This window comes from Paenibacillus massiliensis subsp. panacisoli DSM 21345 (assembly GCF_000426545.1).
GTDB classification, from domain to species: domain Bacteria; phylum Bacillota; class Bacilli; order Paenibacillales; family Paenibacillaceae; genus Paenibacillus; species Paenibacillus panacisoli.
The window spans coordinates 108882-124774 of record NZ_AUFO01000001.1; the positions used below are offsets into that span (position 1 = coordinate 108882).

At 49.2% G+C, this 15893-nt stretch carries 13 protein-coding genes and 1 other RNA gene; 12 read left to right on the top strand and 2 right to left on the bottom strand.

Annotated elements, in window-relative coordinates; genetic code table 11:
• The first annotated feature begins 13 nt into the window (after positions 1-13).
• The 5 genes from dnaG (at position 14) to rnpB (ending at position 5720) form a co-directional block, all read left to right on the top strand.
• Positions 14-1834: a DNA primase gene (gene dnaG / locus K331_RS0100460; RefSeq protein WP_028588756.1), complete on the top strand. Its 1821-nt coding sequence runs from the start codon at positions 14-16 to the stop codon at positions 1832-1834.
• Between the two features lie 40 nt (positions 1835-1874).
• Positions 1875-3008, top strand: coding sequence for an RNA polymerase sigma factor RpoD (gene rpoD / locus K331_RS0100465; protein ID WP_018886743.1), 1134 nt, complete (start codon positions 1875-1877; stop codon positions 3006-3008).
• Positions 3009-3355: 347 nt separating this feature from the next.
• Entirely contained in the window at positions 3356-4117 is a 762-nt protein-coding gene (locus K331_RS0100470) for a tRNA (adenine(22)-N(1))-methyltransferase (protein ID WP_028588757.1), read from the top strand.
• Positions 4093-5208: a Nif3-like dinuclear metal center hexameric protein gene (locus K331_RS0100475; protein WP_028588758.1), complete on the top strand. Its 1116-nt coding sequence runs from the start codon at positions 4093-4095 to the stop codon at positions 5206-5208. The genes K331_RS0100470 and K331_RS0100475 overlap by 25 nt, the downstream gene beginning before the upstream one ends.
• A 107-nt stretch (positions 5209-5315) precedes the next feature.
• Positions 5316-5720: RNase P RNA component class A (gene rnpB, locus K331_RS30870), an RNA gene on the top strand.
• 210 nt (positions 5721-5930) lie between these two features.
• Here rnpB and K331_RS0100480 read toward each other — a convergent pair.
• Complete coding sequence (locus K331_RS0100480; RefSeq protein ID WP_028588759.1) at positions 5931-7139, bottom strand: aminotransferase-like domain-containing protein; 1209 nt, start codon at positions 7137-7139, stop codon at positions 5931-5933.
• 194 nt (positions 7140-7333) lie between these two features.
• On the opposite strand from K331_RS0100480, the gene pdxR reads away from it, so the two are divergent.
• Entirely contained in the window at positions 7334-8809 is a 1476-nt protein-coding gene (gene pdxR / locus K331_RS0100485; protein ID WP_028588760.1) for a MocR-like pyridoxine biosynthesis transcription factor PdxR, read from the top strand.
• A gap of 132 nt (positions 8810-8941) precedes the next feature.
• Here pdxR and K331_RS28600 read toward each other — a convergent pair whose 3' ends face one another.
• Positions 8942-10834, bottom strand: coding sequence for a S8 family peptidase (locus tag K331_RS28600; protein WP_036633827.1), 1893 nt, complete (start codon positions 10832-10834; stop codon positions 8942-8944).
• A 233-nt stretch (positions 10835-11067) separates the two neighbouring features.
• Here K331_RS28600 and K331_RS0100495 point away from each other — a divergent pair, with 233 nt between their 5' ends.
• The 6 genes from K331_RS0100495 (at position 11068) to thiI (ending at position 15812) form a co-directional block, all read left to right on the top strand.
• Positions 11068-11568 carry a YpuI family protein gene (locus K331_RS0100495; protein WP_025677069.1) on the top strand — a complete coding sequence of 167 codons (501 nt, stop codon included), beginning with the start codon at positions 11068-11070 and terminating at the stop codon, positions 11566-11568.
• A gap of 211 nt (positions 11569-11779) precedes the next feature.
• Positions 11780-12004 (top strand): DUF1540 domain-containing protein, encoded by a 225-nt coding sequence (locus K331_RS0100500; protein WP_028588761.1) that lies wholly within the window; start codon positions 11780-11782, stop codon positions 12002-12004.
• Between the two features lie 51 nt (positions 12005-12055).
• A complete protein-coding gene (locus K331_RS0100505) occupies positions 12056-12430 on the top strand; it encodes a hypothetical protein (RefSeq protein ID WP_084165296.1) in 375 nt (124 codons plus the stop codon).
• 160 nt (positions 12431-12590) lie between these two features.
• The gene (locus K331_RS0100510) at positions 12591-13274 is read left to right on the top strand and encodes a lytic transglycosylase domain-containing protein (RefSeq protein ID WP_028588763.1); all 684 of its coding nucleotides are present in this window, start codon (positions 12591-12593) and stop codon (positions 13272-13274) included.
• Between the two features lie 160 nt (positions 13275-13434).
• Positions 13435-14589, top strand: coding sequence for a cysteine desulfurase family protein (locus K331_RS0100515; RefSeq protein ID WP_028588764.1), 1155 nt, complete (start codon positions 13435-13437; stop codon positions 14587-14589).
• The gene (gene thiI / locus K331_RS0100520) at positions 14586-15812 is read left to right on the top strand and encodes a tRNA uracil 4-sulfurtransferase ThiI (protein ID WP_028588765.1); all 1227 of its coding nucleotides are present in this window, start codon (positions 14586-14588) and stop codon (positions 15810-15812) included. Before K331_RS0100515 ends, thiI begins: the two co-directional genes overlap by 4 nt.
• The last annotated feature ends 81 nt before the right edge of the window (positions 15813-15893 follow it).

Here is a 15893-nt window from a genome sequence, read left to right on the forward strand (position 1 = left end):
GAAGGTGGTTGGAATGAGTGCCGGACATGGCAATATACCGGAGCAGATTATTGAGGCGGTATTGCAGCAGCATGATATCGTAGATACGGTAAGCAAGTACGTGCATTTAACCAAGCAGGGGAAATACATGAAAGGTCTGTGCCCGTTTCATTCGGAGAAGACCCCTTCGTTCACGGTGACGCCTGATCGCCAAATTTTCTACTGTTATGGCTGTGGTATGGGAGGCAATGCCATCAAATTTACGATGGAAATCGAAGGACTATCCTTTCCCGAAGCGGTCAGATCCATGGCAGAAGAAAGTCATATCCCCCTGGGGGATTGGCAGGGGCGTGATACGTCACACCAACATCCTGAGGTAGAAAGACTGTTGCAGGCTTATGAATTGACTGCGAAGCTGTACCATTTCTTATTGAAGAATACCGAACATGGCAAGGCGGCTATGGACTATCTTCGTTCAAGAGGCTTCACGGACAAGATCATTGATCAATTCCAGATAGGATATGCCCCCAACCGATGGGATACTGTAGTCCAGTTTCTTGAGAAGAGATCCTTTGATCTGGCGGAGATGGAAAGAGGAGGCCTGGTGTCTGCCCGTCATGAAGGAGATGGGTATGTTGATCGCTTTCGGGATCGTGTCATGTTCCCGATCTGGAACCGCAACGGTAAGACGGTTGCTTTTGCCGGACGGATTATGGGGGAGGGACAGCCGAAATATCTCAACTCACCCGAGAGTCGATTGTTTAACAAAAGCCGAACCCTTTACAATTTGCATCAAGCCAAGCCTGCTATCCGCAAGCTGAGTCAGGCGGTACTATTTGAGGGCTACGGGGATGTGATTGCGGCCTGGGAGGCAGGTGTTCATCAGGGCACCGCGGCTATGGGCACAGCACTTACTGAACATCATGCATTGATGCTAAAGGGTCTGTGTGAAGAGGTTATTTTGTGCTATGATGGAGATTCGGCTGGACAAGCAGCTGCCTTGAAGAACTTTCCGATCTTAGAGGAAGTCGGCTTGCGGGTGAAGGTGGCCCTGCTAAGTGATGGGCTGGACCCGGATGATTTCATCAGACGTTACGGGAGCGATCGCTTCAAACGTCAGATTATTGATGGGGCCGTTTCAACCGTCAAATTTAAGCTTATATATCTGAAAAAAAACCATATACTCCTAGAAGAAGAGGGAAGAATCGCTTATTCCAAGGAGGCACTTCAGGTTATCGCCCCGTTATCTTCACCTACGGAACGCGAGGTATACCTGCGAGAGGTGTCTGCTGAAGTGAATGTCGATTATGAGACTCTTAAGCAGGAGTGCAATTTGCTGAGGCAATCTCTGCAAAAAAAACAGTTGCCTGGGGATAATAACGCCAAAAGGTGGAATAATGGTAGGCATAAAAAAGCCCAAATACCAACCCCTCAAGTACTCCCTGCTTATCATGCAGCTGAGCGAAGATTGCTGTCCTGGATGATTCAGGATGCCGATGCCGCCCTGTATGTAGAGGAGAATCTGGGAGATGCTTTCAATATCGATGATTATGCAGCTATTGCTGCTTATCTGTATGCATATTATGCACAAGGTAAACCCCCTGACCCAAGCAGGTTCATGTCCTCGCTTCAGGATGATCGTCTGGAGAAGGCTGTAAGCTCGATTACGATGATGGACACACCAGGTCATTGGGAGCCATCCATGCTGGATGATTGTATCCGGGAGGTCAGGAGGTATCCGCTGCAGCAGCAGTTGAATGAGAAAAGAGAGCAGATGATCGCCGCAGAGCGTTCTGGTGATTTTTTGCTGGCAGCACAAATAGCAAGTGATATTATAGCCCTAGAGAGACAATAAGGAGTAGGCCGGATGTTTCTAGGGAGGAGGGAGTCGAATTATGGCGAATGATCAACATACTGAACTAGAAACGGAACTAACGTTGGATCAGGTAAAGGATCAGCTAATTGAATTAGGTAAAAAGAGATCTTCCTTGAACTACAAGGATATCATGGAAAAATTATCGCCATTTGATCAAGACCCCGAACAGATGGATGAATTCTATGAGCAGCTGGGTGATATGGGGATTGATGTCGTGAATGACAACGACGAAGACATCGCCAGAATGCGTCCAAGTGATGATCCAGATTCCAATGATAATGATGACTTCAACTTTGATGATGATCTGAGCTTGCCTCCAGGTATCAAAATCAACGACCCTGTTCGTATGTACTTGAAGGAGATTGGACGCGTACCGCTCTTGTCAGCTGATGATGAGATCGAGCTTGCCAAACGAATCGAGAACGGGGATGAAGAAGCGAAGCGCAGGCTGGCTGAAGCCAATCTACGTCTCGTGGTCAGTATCGCCAAGCGTTATGTAGGACGTGGAATGCTCTTCCTTGATCTTATTCAGGAAGGTAATATGGGTCTGATCAAGGCTGTTGAGAAGTTCGATCATGGCAAGGGCTTCAAATTCAGTACGTATGCTACCTGGTGGATCCGTCAGGCCATTACCCGTGCTATTGCAGACCAAGCAAGAACGATTCGTATCCCTGTTCACATGGTGGAGACGATCAACAAGCTCATTCGTGTCTCTCGGCAGCTCTTGCAGGAGCTGGGGCGTGAACCGACACCTGAAGAAGTCGCAGCTGAGATGGAATTGAGTGTTGAGAAAGTACGAGAAATTATGAAAATCGCACAAGAGCCTGTATCGTTGGAGACACCGATTGGTGAGGAAGACGATTCCCATCTTGGAGACTTCATAGAGGATCAGGAGGCGCTTGCTCCTGCGGATGCTGCGGCCTATGAATTGCTCAAGGAGCAGCTGGAGGATGTGCTGGACACGTTGACGGAGCGTGAAGAGAATGTATTGCGTCTTCGTTTCGGATTGGATGACGGACGTACACGGACCCTGGAGGAAGTAGGCAAGGTGTTCGGCGTTACTCGTGAACGGATCCGCCAGATTGAAGCCAAAGCCCTTCGCAAGCTTCGCCATCCTAGCCGGAGTAAACGGCTTAAGGATTTTCTGGAATAGAGAACGTTGCGGACCTTCTGCGGGCTAGACTGCAGAGGGTCTTTTTTTCGGGCTATGGACGTATGGCAGAAGCGGTTTCTTTTGTGAGAAAAACGTCCATCGACGTACTTTCGCAGAAGCCAGATCACCATTAACTGAAGTTTTTCTTGCGATAATCGAATTGTTCAGATTCGCTGAACACTTATAATTCATTATCTTAAGAAATCCCTTGCTCTGCTTCGACTGTGTTTTTATTTTATCTTTTTTTTACAGGTATTGCAAATGATTGGGACCCCGAAAGGTAAGAATTAATAAACAAGAAGATGAGAATCAGTCAATAGTACAATCTAAAAGATGTAGGTGAACGGATGAAACTCTCGGATCGATTGCAGTATATTATGGAGCAAATACCACCACATTCCCGTATGGCAGATATCGGCTCGGATCATGCTCTGCTGCCGGTGGCTGCCGTACGGAGTGGTAGGGCAGTGAGCGCAGTGGCTGGCGAGGTCAATGCTGGCCCGCTTCAGGCAGCACGCAAGCAGGTGCTGGATGCAGGCCTTGGTGACCGTATTGATGTACGGCAGGGAGATGGCTTGGCGGTGCTGCAGCTGGATGAAGTGGATGTTATTACAATCGCAGGCATGGGTGGCGCGCTGATCGCGCACATCCTCGACAGCGGTCAGGAGAAGCTGGCAGGCGTTCAACGGCTTGTTCTGCAGCCGAATGTAGGTGAGGATATTCTGCGCAAATGGCTCATTCGCCATAACTGGATTTTGGTGAATGAGCACATTTTGGAGGAAGACGGTAAAGTGTATGAAATCCTCACTGCGGTTCCTGGCACATCAATTAGCACAACACATTCTGATTTGTACAAGCCTTTCACGATCGCTGGCTGCTCTGTCCGGGTGGATGAGGATCTCATGATTCGTATGGGGCCACTTCTGCTGCATAAGGTGAATGAGGTATTCATTCGCAAATGGCAGGGGGAGATTGCCAAGCTTCAGCATGTGACACAGCAATTGGAGCTCGCGGGCCAGGAAGCCGCCCAAGAGAAGAAGGAGCAGCTGCGATTATTGATTCAACAATTAGAGGAGGTGCTTGCATGTTTGCCAAGGGACAAACCGTAATCAGCCTCGTGGAGCAATTGGCTCCCAAGTATCTGGCGGTTCCTGATGACCGGATTGGTCTTCAACTGGGCAGTCTGCAAAAAGAGATCAAGCGTGTATTGGTCGCGTTAGATGTCAATGATGAGGTTGTAGAGGAGGCGATCAAGGTTCAGGCGGACCTGATCGTAGCCCATCATGCGATTATTTTCAGACCACTCAAGTCGTTGAATACCGACCAGCCAGTCGGAAAGCTGTATGAAAAATTAATCAAGCATGATATTGCAGTGTATATCACCCATACCAATCTGGATGCGGCTGAGGGCGGAATCAATGATTGGATGGCTGAGGCTATCGGTATTGAGAGCGGCTCTGCGCTGGAGGCTACGTATACCGAGCAGTTGTATAAATTGGTAGTATTCGTGCCCAAGACGCACCACCAGCAGGTGTTGGATGCCGTATTGGGTGCAGGAGCCGGACATATTGGAAAGTACAGTCATTGTAGCTTCAATGTGGAAGGTACAGGCACATTCCTGCCGGGAGAGGGTACTAGTCCTGTTATCGGTCAGGTAGGCCGTGTGGAAAAGGTAGATGAGGTTCGGGTGGAGACCATCGTGCCAGCTCAAGCACGTAGTAGAGTCGTGCAAGCGATGATCAAGGCTCATCCTTATGAGGAAGTGGCATATGACCTGTATCATGTAGAGCTGCAAGGTAAAGCCTTTGGTCTAGGTCGGGTCGGCAAGCTGAAGCAGAGCATGACGCTTCGTGAATATGTGAATGTAGTTAAACAGGGACTTGATGTAAATCAGGTTCGTGTGGTCGGTGATCTGGACAAGACGATCAAGAAGGCGGCTGTTCTCGGAGGCTCTGGCAGTCGTTATGTGAGCAAGGCGCAGTTCAAGGGAGCCGATGTCATTGTCACAGGAGATATTGATTACCATACGGCTCATGATGCACTCATGGCAGGGATGACTATCATCGATCCAGGACATAACACGGAGAAAATTATGAAGTCCAAGCTAGCAGAGTGGCTAGGAGAGAAGCTGTCTGATCAGCGCTATGAGACGGAGGTACTTGCGTCGGAGATCAATACAGAGCCATTTGTCTTTATGTAGCTCTATGTTATCCCTTAATGTAAATACTGCTGGAATATCCAACAGAATTACTGTAACAGGACTTGTAACGAGGGATGAATCCTTGTATACTATGTAATGTTGTACGGAAAGTTTGACAGACAATCGCTGGCGGCGGCAGCCGCGAGAGGAAAGTCCGGGCTCCACAGGGCAGGATGCTGGATAACGTCCAGTCGGCGCGAGTCGAAGGATAGTGCCACAGAAATGGACCGCCGATGGCCGCTTCATGGCGGCACAGGCAAGGATGGAACCGAGGTGTAAGAGACCCCGAGGAATGCTGGTGACTTCATTCCTGGTAAACCCCATCTGGAGCAAGACCTAATGGGACACAGCTTCTTCACGGAAGCAGCCTTAGCCCGAGGTGTGTCTGGGTTGGTCGCTGGAGCTGTTCAGTAATGGATGGCCTAGATAGATGATTGTCGCTTTATAGTGGAAGGGTAGTTCCCGTTAGGACCACAACGAGCACAGAACCCGGCTTACGGAAGACTTTCCTAACTGCAACCTTGCACGCTCTACGTGCTTTCATGAGAGATACTTATACTGTATCTTTAATAGCCAAAAGCTTAAGAACCTTCGAACTTCGCAGCTGCTGAAGTCTGAAGGTTCTTTTTGGTATTATTGAAGCTTTTTAGTATCTTGAAGCAATGTGGTGTCTTGATGCTTCGAATACTCCTGCCGTAGTCGGTTGACTTCACATGCGCTGTTTAGGACTGCAATACTTCTGCCGCAGCATATTGACGTAGGGCGCGGTCTAGCCGTTCGACTGCCTCAGGGAGCAATCCCGGATCTGTATGGGTGAAATTCACACGGATTCGGTTCGTGCCTGATCCATCGGGATAGAATACTTGTCCTGGTACAAAGGCCACTCCGGCCTCCACTGCGTGACGCAGCAGGACATCAGATTGAATGTGCTCAGGGAGCTGCACCCACATGAACATCCCGCCTTGTGGCTCAACCCAGTTAATTCCCTCCCACTGGCGAGACTTGATAAGGTCCGTAAGCTTAAGCAGACGCTTGTAGTACTCCGCGGATACTGTGGCTATATGAGCCTTGAGGTCAAAGGAAGCGAGCAGTTCAGATAGAGCACGTTGGTCGATCAGACTGGAGTGCAGATCAGCGGCTTGCTTGGCTTTGGCGATGACTTTGATAATCTCAAGATCACCAACGACCCAGCCAGAGCGCAGCGCCGGAGCCACCATCTTCGAGAAAGTGCTAGTATATAGCACATTACCTGACCCACCGTACTGCTGATCTAGCGCATACAGCGAAGGGTACTTCTGCTGATGGAAATTCAGTTTGCCGTATGGATCATCCTCTACGATCAGCACCCCATGCTTACGGCATAGCTCTACCACACTGGCTCGACGCTCAATACTCCACACCTGCCCGGAGGGATTGGAGAACGTTGGAATGACATAGATAAATTTTGGACGATGACGGATAATTTTCGCTTCAAGATCGTCAGGAAGCATTCCATCCTTGTCGGTATCTACCATGGTCGGACAGGCACGATAGGATTGAAATACCTGTAAGGCAGCCAAATAGGTCGGGGATTCCACCAAAATGTGGTCACCAGGATCAAGCAGAATTTTGGCAATCAGATCAATCGATTGCTGTGATCCCGTGGTCATGATGATTTGGTCTGCCTGAGCTTCAATTCCATCCCCGCTCATTTGACTCGCAAGCTGCTCCCGTAGACGCGTTAATCCTTCTGTTAGTCCATATTGCAGTGCAGCTCCGCCATGTTCGAACACTTTTGCGTAGGCTTCACGAAGCGCATCTACTGGGAAAAAGGACTCCGCCGGTAGTCCGCCAGCCAGCGATAGAATATCCTTCCCTTGCGTCAGCTTCAAGATGTCCCTTACAGCGGATGAGCCCAAGTTGTTGGCCAAAGCCGAAAATCTGTCCTTCACTGCTTTCATCTCCTATGGTTCCTATAACAGACAGCTATTCTATGCCGTGGTATACTATGCTCCAAACCACATCAATTTTCGGCATACCCGCTCTGTATAGATTAAATTTGTAGTATCATACATGGAAAGTGGTATAACAGTAAAGCTAACAGTATAACAGTAAAGCTAACCGTATTCAGCTGGAGGAGAGATTCATGCATATTGAGCTTAACCGATCAGGTACATCAGTCAAGCTGTTCAAGCAAATAGCAGGTACGATTGCAGATCGCATCCGCTCGGGTCTGCTTGCGCCGGGTACACGCTTGCCATCTGTCCGTCAGCTGTCTGCCAGCCTTGCTGTCAGTCAGGTGACCATCAGCAGGGCCTACGCTGAGCTGGAGTCAGGGCATCTGATCACCTGCAGTCAGGGAAAAGGCTGCTTCGTAGCAGCCTCAGCACCAGCAACCCCTGCTAAGGAGGAAGCGGACCAGACCTGGCAAATGACACTCGTCGATTATTTGCCCCGAGCACAGCTGTGGCGTAATTTCAATCATCAGCTTCATTCTCGCTATCCGTTCCATTTGGCGGCGCTTCATCCTTCGCTGTTGCCTGTACGGGATATTGTCGATAACGCCTACAGACATCTGTCGGACAATCCAGAATTGATGGCTCATTATGGTGCCTTCGAGGGGGATCTCGAATTGCGGGCTCAGTTCGCAGACCTTCTGCGGCAAAAGGGTATACAGGTGTCGGCAGATCAAGTGCTGATTACGAGCGGAGCGCAGCAAGGCATTGACCTGGTAGCACGAACATTTGTCGGGCCAGGGGATGTCGTCTATGTCGAGGCTCCAACGTATACAGGGGCTATTGATGTATTTACCAGTCGGGGCGCAAAAATTATCATGGTTCCTATGGATGAGCAGGGTATGAAGCTGGATATGCTGACGCGTCTATGTGACCAGCATCCGCCCAAGCTGATCTACACGAATCCAACGTTCCATAATCCGACAGGTCTGAATCTGAGTCTGGCTCGTCGAAAGCAGCTTCTGGAGCTGGCTGCAAGCTATCATTGTCTGATCGTGGAGGATGATCCGTTCTCCGAGCTATACTTTGACTCTCCACCTCCACCTCCCATTAAGTCCTTTGATCGGGGGGGACATGTGGTCTACATTAAGAGCTTTAGCAAAATCCTCGCTCCAGGCTGCCGTATCGCTTGTATGGCGGCCCAAGGCAGTGTATTGTCACGACTCATTGCTGCGAAGTCTACAGCGGATCTGGGCAGTCCGCTACTTACACAAAAAGCGCTCTTGCCGTTCCTGACGAAGCAATGGGACAAGCACGTCTCGAATCTGAGGAGACTATTAAGCCGACGCCTACAGATTGCAGTCGCAGTTCTGGCTGCTCACGCACCGCGACGTATTAGCTGGGTCGCACCCAAGGGAGGACTGAACCTCTGGATCAAGCTACCGGATGATACGGATCTTGGAAGGCTCAGCCGTGAGGCTGACAAGCGAGGGATTTCATTTTTGCCAGGTGAAGTATGCTACGCTGGAGGGACGGGAATGAAGGAAATTCGGATATCTTATTCGTTTGCGGGCGAAGAGGAACTGAGGGAGGGGCTGAAGCTGCTTTGTGAGCTGTTGAGTGAAGATCAACAGCCGCTTCCTCCCGAGCAAATGCATGTTCTGTAGAAGGTAAGATAAATGATATGGATAAATGATTAAATAAACAAAAGGTGTGCAGTTCGCCATGTTAGTCCTAGCGATACTGCACACCTTTTGTGTACGTGTCATCCCTCTAATTACCTTCTATGTGCCGGTCTTCTAATAACGTCTCCGCAGGATGGCATTCAGCTTGTCCCGGAGCTGCTGTGGCCAGAATTGCAGTGCATTGCTCTTGGACTCTGCGGCTACAAGCGCTTTATAGACATCAATCTGTCCGTAGCCAAAATATTTGTCATGCCCCGGCTCACCAAGATCAATGACATTCTGCCTCATCACATCCATGACCTCATGATTCTTAAGCTTAGGGTTGTGAGAGCGGATGAGCGCAGCCAATGCGGCTACATGAGGGCTAGCCATGGATGTCCCTGACAAGGCGGCGTATTGATTACCTGGATAGGTGCTCGCAATGCTTGCGCCAGGAGCCATGACATCGACATAATCGCCATAATTGGAGAAGGATGCACGCTCCTGATTGGCATCGGTAGCAGATACCGCAAATACTTCAGGATACGCCGCAGGATAGCCGGGCCGCTCCGTATTATCATTGCCTGTGGCGGCAATCAGCACAATATCCTTATCGTACGCGTATTTAACTGCATCATGCAGGAACTCTGAATCGACATAATTGCCGAGGCTCATATTGATGACCTTTGCACCGTGATCTGCAGCCCAGATGATGCCTTCGGCGACCGAATAGGTCGTCCCGGAGCCAGATTGGTCAAGTGCTTTTACAGGGAGTACTTTATTGTACCAGGTCATTCCCGCCACACCTTCATTGTTGTTCACGAGAGCAGATATGATTCCTGCTACATGCGTACCATGTCCGACATCATCATATGGCTTCTGAGCGGAGTCAACGACATTATAGCCTTCCAGCAGTTGCCCTTGAAGATCTGGATGATCCAGATCCACACCGGTGTCTACTACCCCTACAATTACGTCCTTGCTGCCTCGCGATAGATTCCACCCTTTGTTTGTCTCTGTGGCTGGCAGGTTCCATTGATATTCAGAAAAGAGCAGATCATTAGGAAAACCTGGGCGCTCAGTTACAGTTTCGTTCGTCATATAGAGGTAATGCGGCTCGGTGTACAGAGGGTCCCAGTTCACTGTGAAATAATGCTTTAATTCCTTGTAGTTATGGTGCTTGGATTTGAAGACATAATTGTTGCCCAGCTTGCGTCCCTTGTCACAGTTCAGCGCGGTCATAATCTTTTGCATATGTTCCTCGGTTGGGTCGGAGCGGAAGCGAACGACGATTTCATTTTCGTAAAAATGGCTCGCATTTGCATTGTCGTGTCCCGTCTTGACGGTCATATTTTTCATCGTGTTGGGAAGTACAGACTCAACTTTGTACTCACCCTCCTTGGGATATGGAATCATGCGCAGATTGTTGCGTTGATGATCCCTGACCTTGGCAAGAATTTTGTGGTCCATGACAGCTATGACCCCATGTGTGTGATCCCGATCTGGAACAGCCATAATGTAATAGCTCTTGTCGCCTGCAGCAAAGGTTGTTGATTCGTAGGTTCGGCCCTGGTGTAGTGCTTTCTTGGCGGCACTTAGTGCTTCTCTTGCTTGCTTGCTGCTCGTTAGAGAGCTCAGTTTCCCACTGGATTCCGTGATGTTGGATTCTTTGCCATGACGCAGATCCATCCATATCAGAGTATGAAAATGATCATGTGTCTTGCGCAGCTTGCCAGCAACATCACGCATGTGCTTCGTATTATGATCGTGTCTGGAGTTCAACAGCTCCTTGAGGTGGGCTTTGGTATCCTGTCGTGACAGTTGCTCGGTTGCTTGCAGATCCTGGCTTAGCATCATTCTTTTCAGCTTCTGCTCCTGCTGAGGGCTTGCGGGCAGCTCTGTAGCTTGCGGCTTGGCAGGTGCAGCGTGACGCTCCTTCGGATTTGTATTCAAGGTAGTGATCAGTGCCGCACATATAGCGGCTGCCGTAGCGATTCCTGCCACTTTTCCCCATGTGGAACGGGCCATATGCAATGCCTCCTGTGCTTGAGTTATTTAGCTTTGCTTTAGCGTGGATTGGTTTGTAGTTTTTTATACCGTTTGTCCTTGATTTGTGGTAGGATTAGAACTGATTATAAGCAAGGCCTATAGAGCAAATTAAGTGAATTCGGTTTGACCATAGGTGTTAACGGGTAACCATTGAGTGGTAGCTAATGTATTGAATTTGCAATTAAGGAACTGATCAAAGGGGAGCTGTATCTATGTCAGCAGTCAATGTTCAAAAATTATGTGAGTCCTCTCAGGAGAAGCTTAAAACGGCAATTGCGCGTCTGGAATTATTCTTGAACGAGAATGCGCTTCCGCAGCTGACTGTGAATCAGGACGAGGAAACAATTCATTATTACAAAGGGTTCTTGTCGGATCTCAGACATCTGCTCGTGTACTCTGAAGTGTCCTATGAGAAGCTGGGAGTCGTGCTTCGCCGCGCTAATTTTGATGTCGATTTTGCTGAGAAGGCTTTATATAATGTTTATCACGACTGTGTAAACAGCTTTTTCTATCCCAAGAATGAGACGTATGCAGAGGATGGAAGATATGCCTATACAGGGCAGGACGCCATTCGCTTCCGCAAAAAGCCGCTTGAAGAGGTGCGTTCCGTTGTAATGGACGTAACTAAGGTGTATGAAGAGCTTCGTGATGACCTGTCTTATTATGAAAGTGACTATTTGACTCAGCGTCGCATGCAGACTCGTCGCGCTTAGGACAACACTTGAAGCAAATAAATAAATTTGCATTATTGCCAAGAAACGCATATAAATAAATCCAATCATATATTGCATGAAAGAAGGACGTACAGCTCTTTGAGCATGTGCGTCTTTTTTGTGTTGTGTCTCGCTCTCCATCAACTGGCATACTGCGAGCAGGATAGCAGATGAAAAGGGGGGGATACTTATTGATGAGGTGATCCTACAAATGAATCATGAAGCTCGCCCAACCGTACGCTGTAGTGTGTCGAACTGTAATTATTGGGGACAAGACAATGTTTGTAATGCCGAAGCGATCTTGATCAACATTGATGAGTATGCCAAGAGCAGACTCAAGGAAGAGTATGCAAGTGAAAGCTTTGGCGCAGAACAGGAAGGCCATGCGGAGACATCCGCAGCAACCTGCTGTCACACATTCAAGCCTAGAAAGTAATGCTGTTCCTGATCTAGCAGTAGCGGTCTAATTGCTGAGGAGGTGCTTGAAATGGAGTTCAAAGGAAAAAATTGTGATGATCCCAAGCCTGTGGAGCATACGCACAAGCATGAGGACCGAAAACGAGTAGATTATCCTCGTATGGATCATCAAGAGGAGTATGCAGCAGAGGTAGCCCCGGTGTCTTCCAACAGAGTGTCTGATACCGCGGATAGAACTTCTGATGCAGGACGAGTATCCGGATATATCGGAGTTGCTCTGGGGATTCTTGCGATGTTCATGTGGTCCGTCATCCTGGGCCCTGTCGCAGTGATTCTGGGGTTCTATGCTTACTCGCAAGGACGCAAGGTGTCAGGTGGCTGGTCCATTGGCCTTGGTGTGCTAGCTACGATTGGTTATTTTGCTTTTCTTCCATTCATAAGGTAGTGATAACCCATTAGCTGTTGTAGAAAATTGGCGTGAGAGGCTCCGAAAAGTTCATTAAATGAGCTTTCGAGCCTCTTTTTTCGACAAATACTTATGGCAGACCTTAGTAAAACGGTGTATGATAGGCTATAATGCCATATAGAAAGTTGGGACAAGGGACATGCAAATAGACCCTCACGTGACGAAGACATTGTTGGAATCACAATATAACAATCCTTCTACGGCTAATTCGGTATCTGACACCAGTACGGATTTCTCAAATATCCTTGCCGCTGCTGCAGCGCAGTCTTCGGAAGGTACGATTCAAGGAGATGTCACGGAAGAAGATGGCCTGCTCTGGCTTCATATTGGCCCATCCAAGGGAGCTTCAGCCTACAATCCTTTATTATTCCAAGCTACTGGTGTAGAGGAAGGCGAGACGAAGCCAACAGCTTATGATGCGCTGATCTCCGATGCCAGTCGTAAATATGGAGTTGCAGAATCGCTGATTAAGGCAGTCATTGATACAGAGTCCTCCTTTAACCCGCACGCTGTGTCATCGGCAGGGGCCAAGGGACTAATGCAATTAATGGACGCTACGGCACAGGGATTAGGCGTTAGCAATTCCTTCGATCCGGCGGAGAACATAGATGCAGGTACCAGGTACTTGTCTTATCAGCTCAAGCGTTTCAATGGGCAGGAGCAAATGGCTCTGGCTGCTTACAATGCAGGACCAACCCGGGTTAACCGCTTGGGAGTGTCCACTGATGCGGAACTGATGAGCGTGCTCGGTCAATTGCCACTAGAGACTCAGAAGTACATTTCCAAGATACAGGATGCTCGTAGCAAGTATCTTCTTGGCTAATAATAGGGTGAATTCAATATCTGCCAGTATCTGACTAGGTGGAGCACAAGTAATCAGCCAAAGGATCAATATGGGGATATTTTCGCGCGGATACAATCCGTTGCCTGATTTCTCCTGTTGGTCTATTTGTGTTGGTTGGCGTAGAGAGGAGACAAAGCCTTTGCTTTATTTTGATCATGCAGCCTCGACACCCCCTGATCCGTCTGTAATTCAGACCATCACGGAGGTCATGCAGCAGCAGTTCGGGAACCCGTCCTCCATCCATCAATATGGAGATCAAGCTCATAAATTGCTACAGCGGTCACGAGAGGTGTGCGCGCGTGCACTTGGTGTAAAGCCTGAAGAAGTATTGTTCACCTCGGGAGCAACGGAGAGTAACAATATGGCCATTAAAGGAGCAGCACGGAGATATGCATCCCGGAGACGTCATATCCTCACATCTGCGACGGAGCATCCATCAGTCTATGAAGCGTGCCTTCAACTGCGAAGCGAAGGATTCGAGGTGGAGGTGCTGGGTGTAGATGATCAGGGGCATATTTCTCCAGAACAAGTACTGAACGCAGTCCGCCAGGATACCATACTCGTGAGCATTATGCAGGTGAATAATGAGACTGGTCGCGTGAACCCGGTAGAAGCGATCGGAGCGCTGTTAAAATCGCATTTTCCCAGAGTGCTATTCCATGTGGATGGTGTTCAAGCCTTCGGAAAGCTACCTGTACAGCTTGGAACCAGCGGTATCGACTTATACAGCATATCCGCTCACAAGCTTCGTGGGCCAAAGGGAGCTGGGCTGCTATATGTTCGTGAAGGAGTTCAGCTCACTCCATTGATCTCGGGAGGTGGGCAGGAACGTGGCTTGCGCGGCGGGACGGAGAATATTCCTCTCATTGTAGGTATGACCAAAGCCGTTCGATTAGCGGGTGAAAGGCAGGAAGGCTTTGCCAAGCGATGCTCAGACTACCGAGACCGGATTACACAGGTGCTGGAGGGTATCCAGGGCATTCACATCAATAGCGGGCAGGAGGCGCCTCATATCGTTCATTTCTCACATGAGCATATGAAGGCCGAGGTTATGCTGCATATGCTGGAGGAGCTTGGTGTGCTCGTGTCAACCAGATCAGCGTGTTCTTCACGTGCCACGGAGCCTAGTCGTGTGCTTCTGGCAATGGGGCGAAGCGAGCAGCTTGCGTCACAAGGCATTCGCATCAGCTTCGGGGAGGAGCATACAGACTCTGATATTGGAGAGCTGATTACAGCACTGAAGCAGATGTCGGAGAGGGTGAAAGGATGGGAAGGGTGGAACAAAAGAAGATGAATTATGATCTATTATTACTCAGATTCGGGGAATTCACATTAAAGGGAAAGAACAGAGCTCGTTTTGAGAAGGCTGTGCTGAAGCATGTCAGAGCATTGCTACAGGCTTTTCCGCAGGCTGTCATCCAACGTGAATTCGGACGTCTCTATATCGTACTGAATGGTGAATCTGGAGAAGAGATGATCGAGGTGCTGCAAAAGGTGTTCGGCATTACGTCGATCAGTCCGGTCAAGCTTGCGAAGCTTGATGTGGAGGACATTGCAAGCAAGGCCGTTGCGCTTATGCAGGAGCTAAATCTGCCTGAAGAAGCCACCTTCAAGGTGAATGCTCGGCGCGTGTGGAAGGAGTTCCCTCATTCCTCTCATGAGCTTAACCACCTGATAGGTGCTCCGGTGCTTCGGTCTTGTCCAGGACTAAAGGTGAATGTCAGAGAGCCGGATGTAGAGCTTCGTCTTGAGGTGCGTGAGCAAGGAGCTTACCTATTCTGTGAAGTCATCCCTGCGGCTGGTGGATATCCACTGGGGACGAACGGCAAGGCCATGCTGCTCTTGTCCGGCGGGATTGACAGTCCGGTAGCGGCTTGGTCTGCTATGCGTCGTGGTCTGGAGGTGGAGTGTGTTCACTTTTACAGCTATCCTTATACAAGCGAGCGAGCCAAGGAAAAAGTCATTGATCTGGCCAAGGTGCTGTCAGGCTATGCCGGACACATCCGTCTGCATCTGGTACCATTTACAGAGGTGCAGACGGCATTCACGCAGACACGTCAGGAAAATCTGATCATAACGCTGATGCGGAGGGCTATGCTGCGTATTGCTACTCGCTTGGCTGAGAAGGAAGGGGCTCTCGCCCTCGTAACTGGGGATAGCCTCGGGCAAGTGGCAAGTCAGACGCTGCAGAGCATGAATGTGATTGGACGTGCGACGAATTTGCCGCTCCTGCGCCCCTTAGTGATGATGGACAAAAATGATATTATTGATAAAGCCAAAGAGATTGGGACCTATGATTTGTCCATCTTGCCGTATGAGGATTGCTGCACATTGTTCATACCCAAATCTCCGGCAACGAACCCCAATCTGTGGGTGGTTGAGAAGATCGAAGCAAGCCTGCGGGAGCTACCAACCCTCATTGAAGAGGCTGTCGCCAAGACGGAAACGATCACACTGGAGGCAGGCAAAGATGTGAGGGGGCTGGATGAACAGACCATCAACGAGGATTGGTTCTAGTACCTGACCAGAGCAAATATGAAAGTGTAGAGCTGCTGAAAGCGGGAGTCCTGTCAGTATGCTCTTCAGATCATTCAGTAT